Source organism: Corallococcus llansteffanensis, assembly GCF_003612055.1.
GTDB classification, from domain to species: Bacteria; Myxococcota; Myxococcia; order Myxococcales; family Myxococcaceae; genus Corallococcus; species Corallococcus llansteffanensis.
In genome coordinates, this window is the sequence record NZ_RAWB01000748.1 from 1 (window position 1) to 4,127 (window position 4,127).

6 protein-coding genes are annotated in these 4,127 nt (G+C 72.4%); 4 read left to right on the top strand and 2 right to left on the bottom strand.

What is annotated here, in order from left to right:
• A partial coding sequence (mug, locus tag D7V93_RS39420; protein WP_279636985.1) for a G/U mismatch-specific DNA glycosylase occupies nucleotides 1-542 on the top strand: 542 nt, incomplete at its 5' end.
• Nucleotides 543-550: 8 nt separating this feature from the next.
• On the opposite strand, the gene D7V93_RS39425 is transcribed toward mug, so the two are convergent.
• A complete protein-coding gene (locus tag D7V93_RS39425; RefSeq protein WP_120648194.1) occupies nucleotides 551-1,384 on the bottom strand; it encodes a 3'(2'),5'-bisphosphate nucleotidase CysQ family protein in 834 nt (277 codons plus the stop codon).
• Nucleotides 1,385-1,584: 200 nt separating this feature from the next.
• Here D7V93_RS39425 and D7V93_RS39430 point away from each other — a divergent pair, with 200 nt between their 5' ends.
• Together D7V93_RS39430 and D7V93_RS39435 are read left to right on the top strand one after the other, a co-directional pair.
• Nucleotides 1,585-2,091, top strand: coding sequence for a DUF3592 domain-containing protein (locus D7V93_RS39430; protein WP_120648195.1), 507 nt, complete (start codon nucleotides 1,585-1,587; stop codon nucleotides 2,089-2,091).
• Between the two features lie 14 nt (nucleotides 2,092-2,105).
• Nucleotides 2,106-2,594 carry a GNAT family N-acetyltransferase gene (locus D7V93_RS39435; RefSeq protein WP_120648196.1) on the top strand — a complete coding sequence of 163 codons (489 nt, stop codon included), beginning with the start codon at nucleotides 2,106-2,108 and terminating at the stop codon, nucleotides 2,592-2,594.
• Between the two features lie 9 nt (nucleotides 2,595-2,603).
• Here D7V93_RS39435 and D7V93_RS39440 read toward each other — a convergent pair whose 3' ends face one another.
• Nucleotides 2,604-3,761 carry a hypothetical protein gene (locus D7V93_RS39440; protein WP_120648197.1) on the bottom strand — a complete coding sequence of 386 codons (1,158 nt, stop codon included), beginning with the start codon at nucleotides 3,759-3,761 and terminating at the stop codon, nucleotides 2,604-2,606.
• A 113-nt stretch (nucleotides 3,762-3,874) separates the two neighbouring features.
• On the opposite strand from D7V93_RS39440, the gene D7V93_RS39445 reads away from it, so the two are divergent.
• A partial coding sequence (locus tag D7V93_RS39445; protein ID WP_208723302.1) for a carboxylesterase family protein occupies nucleotides 3,875-4,127 on the top strand: 253 nt, incomplete at its 3' end.

Below are 4,127 nucleotides of genomic sequence, written 5' to 3' on the forward strand. Positions count from 1 at the left end.
AGCCCACGAAGGACGAGCTGTTCGCCGCCACCGGCCGCTCCATGCCGGACCTGCTGTCACCGGGCCTGCGCGTGCTCTTCTGCGGCATCAACCCCAGCCTCTATTCAGCCGTGGTGGGGGTGCACTTCGCGCGGCCGGGCAACCGCTTCTGGCCCGCGATGCACGCGTCGGGCTTCACGCCGCGCTTGTTTCATCCGTCCGAGCAGGGCGAGCTGGAGGCCCTGGGCCTGGGCATCACCAACGTGGTGGACCGGGCCACGGCGTCCGCGGACCTGCTGGAGCCCGGAGAGCTGGCGGCGGGCGCGAAGTCGCTTGCGCGCAAGGTGAAGCGCTACCGCCCGGCCTTCCTCGCGGTGCTGGGCCTGGGCGCGTACCGCACCGCCTTCGCGCGGCCGAAGGCGAGGTTCGGCCCGCAGGAGGAGACGCTGGGCGACACCCGGCTGTGGGTGCTGCCCAACCCGAGCGGGCTCAACGCCAGCTACCAGCTCCCGGACCTGGCGCGGCTGTTCGGCGAGCTGCGCCGCGCGGTGGACGCGGGCTGAAGGCCGCGCTACTTGAGGAGGCCCGCCTCGCGCGCCACCTGCGAGGCGACGGGCAGCACCTTGTCGAAGGCGGCGGCGTTGCAGGCCAGCAGGCCCCGGTGGTTCTGGAGCTCGGAGCCGTCGTAGCGGTACGGCGTGCCGGCGAGGTCCGTGAGGACGCCGCCCGCCGAGCGGATGACGGCCTCCGGCGCGCAGTTGTCCCAGCGGTAGCTCTTGTCGCTGACGTGCACGTAGAGGTCGCAGCGGGCTTCGGCCAGCAGGCCGCACTTGAGGCCCACGGAGCCGGACTCCGTCTCGCGGGTGATGCCCAGCCGCTGCACCACCGCGTCCGTCGTCTTCGAGCGGTGCGAGCGCGACACGACGAGCCTGAGCGCGGACGGCTCCGCCACGTCCGACACGCGCAGCGCGCGGCGGCCCTGCGGGTCTTCCACGTAACCCTGCTCGCCGACGACGCCCGAGTACAGGACGTCCCCGACGGCGCGGTAGACGACGCCCAGCGCCGCGCGCCCCTCCACCGCGAGGCCGATGTGGATGGCGAACTCGCCGTTGCGGTTCACGAACTCCTGCGTGCCGTCGAGCGGATCCACGTACCAGCAGCGCTCGAAGCGCTTCGCATCGGACGCGTCCTCGTTCTCCTCCGCGACCACGCCGTCGGCCGGGAAGGCCTTGCGCAGCTCGCCCACGATGAAGGCGTTGGCGCGCTCGTCGGCCAGCGTGACGGGACCGGCGCCGCCCGCCTTGTCCGTGACGGAGAAGTCGGTGGCGTAGACCTGCAGGAGGATGTCACCGGCCTGGCGCGCGATGCGCCGGGCCACTTCGAGCTCAAGGGCGAGTGCGGGCATGGAGGCGGGCGAGTCTGCCCGCTCGGCGCTGCTTTGGAAACCAAGGGAAGCGCCGGGATGGGGCGGATTGCCCCGAGGGGTGAAATGCCCCGCGCCCCCAGGGGGCGTCCCTCCCCGGCGGAAGCCCTGGCCCGGCGGCTGCAAACCCGGTGGGAGGGCGTCTTCAGCGCCGCGGGCCGTGCGCGGCAAGGAACCGAGCGATGATGAAGTGGCTGATGGGACTGGCGCTGCTGGGCGTCGGCGTGGCGCTGGCGTTCGCGGGCGGGCGGATGGTGTACCGCTCGAAGGTGAGCACCGGCTGGCCCACGGCGCAGGGCACGGTGGTGGGCTCGCGCGTGGAGACCCTGCGCAGCAAGCGCGCCGTGAGCTTCCGCCCGGAGGTGAGCTACCGCTACGAGGTGAACGGCACCCCGTACACCTCCGACACGGTGGCCTTCGACGGTCACGGCTCCGGCGGGCTCGTGGAAGCGCAGGCGGTGACGCGCCACTACCCGGCGGGGGCGCCGGTGACGCTGCACTACGAGCCGGACGACCCGTCGGTGTCCTGCATCCAGTGCGGCGCCACGGGCTTCATGAACTACGTGGTGGCGCTGGTCGGCGCGGTGTTCGCGGCGGTGTCCGCATGGGGCCTGATGGACCTGGCGCGCACGGGCCTCCTGGAGCGCAAGCGTCAGCAGTCGCCGTCGGTGCGCGCCGGGGTCCGCTAGGCCATAGTCTGGGCATGCCCGTCACCATCCGTCCCGCGAAGGCCTCGGACGAACCTGCCCTGGGCCGCATGGGCGCGGCGCTCGCGCGACAGCACCACGGCTTCGACCCGCAGCGCTTCATGGTCCCGGACGACGTGGAGGCCGGCTACCGCTGGTGGCTGAGCAAGGAGGCGCGCCGTCCCCAGGAGGCCGTGGTGCTCGTGGCCGAGCTGGACGGCGACGTCGTCGGCTACTGCTACGGCCGGCTGGAGGGCGTGGACTGGAACATGCTCCTCGACAAGCACGGCGCCCTGCACGACATCTGGGTGGAGGAGAAGGGGCGCGGCAGCGGCACCGGCCGCCTGCTCGCGGAGGCCATGGTGCAGCGGCTCACGGAGCTGGGCGCGCCCCGCGTGGTGCTCTCCACCGCGGCGAAGAACGAAGCCGCGCGGCGCCTCTTCGAGCGGCTGGGCTGGCGCCCCACCATGGTCGAGATGACCCGCGAGACGCCGCCCCGCTCATAGCCGCCCGGCTCATAGCCGCCCTTGTGGCACCCGGCCCTGCTGGAAGGCCTCCACCTGCTTGGGGGTGAAGGGCGGCGTGTAGAGCCCCCGGTCCTGCTGACGGCAGCGGAACACGTCCACGATGAGGTTCATCCGGTCATGCAGCGAGCCCCAGTCCCGGGCCGCGCTGCCCGCGGTGTCGTCCGGCGTCCGGTCCAGCTTCTTCATCAGCGACAGCAGCTCCGGGTGCTCCAGCCGCAGCAGGTCCGGCGGGAAGTCCCCGGTCGGCGTCAGCGCCGGGACATCCTGCCCCAGCCGCAGCGTCCGGTCCGGCAGCTCCAGCGTCATCAGCGCGCGCGTGGACAGCTCGCGCCAGCAGCGCTCCAGCCGCTCCGCCAGCGGCGTGAAGGCCGCGAGCAGCCACGTCTCCGGCATGCGGGAGCCGCGTGCACGCAGCGCGTCCAGCAGGTGGCCCAGGAACAGCTCCTTCAACGGGGCCCTCAGCGCACCGACGATGGGCTCCTGAAGCCGCACCTGCTCGTGATAGCCCACCAGCGCGTTGGCCAGGAACACCCACTCCGCGCGCCGCTTGGGGTGCGTCGTGCGCATGGCTTCCTGGTAGGCGCGCACCGCCTGGATGAGCAGATCCTGTCCGCCGGCCTCCACCGGGCCCGGCTTCAGACGGGACACCACGCGCTCCAGCGCGGCGGGGCTCGTCGCGTCGGGCTTGGAGAAGTGCTCCAGCATCGACACGTAGAGCGGCCCCAGCTCCTGGAACACGATGCGGTTGCCCAGGGCCACCTGCTTCGCCACCGCGTCCATCACCGGCTCCACCACGCGGGACACCACGGAGAACACGCCCGTGGACAGGCCCCAGGCGCCCAGCAACTGGGCCTGCACCCCCACGAGCGTGCGCAGGATGCCGTCCGTCCGGGCCAGCAAATCCCTCAGCAGCGCGGGCATCACGTCCTTGCGGATGAACGTCCCCGCCGTCTTCGACGCCCAGGTCGCGACGCCACACCAGCCCACGTCCGTCTCCCCCAGCAGGTCGGTGAAGGACACCACCAGCACGTGGTACGTGTGGGTGATGTGGAGGTTGCGCAGGACTCCGTCCTCCATGCGCGAGATGGCCTCCACCTCGGCGTGTGTCGGCGGGAGCCAGGGGCGCGGCAACGTGCTCGGTGCCATGTCGGGACGCTCTCCGGAAGACGGGGCAGGAAGGGCCGCCCTCCAGCATGGCCCATCCGGCGCGCGGCCCGCCATCGCCCGCGGAGAGCGCGTGGACTAGCTTCAAGGCCTCCATGCCCCACCCTTCCGTGCGCTTGTCCTGGCTGCTGTCCGTCACCCTGCTCTGGGGCTGCATGGAGGCCCCCGAAAACCCGTCCTCCGTGCCCGGGGCCGTGCCCACGGACGAGGTGGGCGTCACCACCGCCGCGCTCGACGTGACGACCGACGACGGCCCCGTCCGGGGCGTGAGCACCGGCGGACTCAACGTCTTCAAGGGCATCCCCTACGCGGCGCCTCCGACGGGGAACCGGCGCTGGGCCCCTCCCG

What these genes read in the sequence shown, in the direction of transcription:
- D7V93_RS39425 (WP_120648194.1), bottom strand. Translation starts at nt 1,384, where the DNA reads ATGCCCGCACTCGCCCTTGAGCTCGAAGTGGCCCGGCGCATCGCGCGC.
- D7V93_RS39430 (WP_120648195.1), top strand. Translation starts at nt 1,585, where the DNA reads ATGATGAAGTGGCTGATGGGACTGGCGCTGCTGGGCGTCGGCGTGGCG.
- D7V93_RS39435 (WP_120648196.1), top strand. Translation starts at nt 2,106, where the DNA reads ATGCCCGTCACCATCCGTCCCGCGAAGGCCTCGGACGAACCTGCCCTG.
- D7V93_RS39440 (WP_120648197.1), bottom strand. Translation starts at nt 3,761, where the DNA reads ATGGCACCGAGCACGTTGCCGCGCCCCTGGCTCCCGCCGACACACGCC.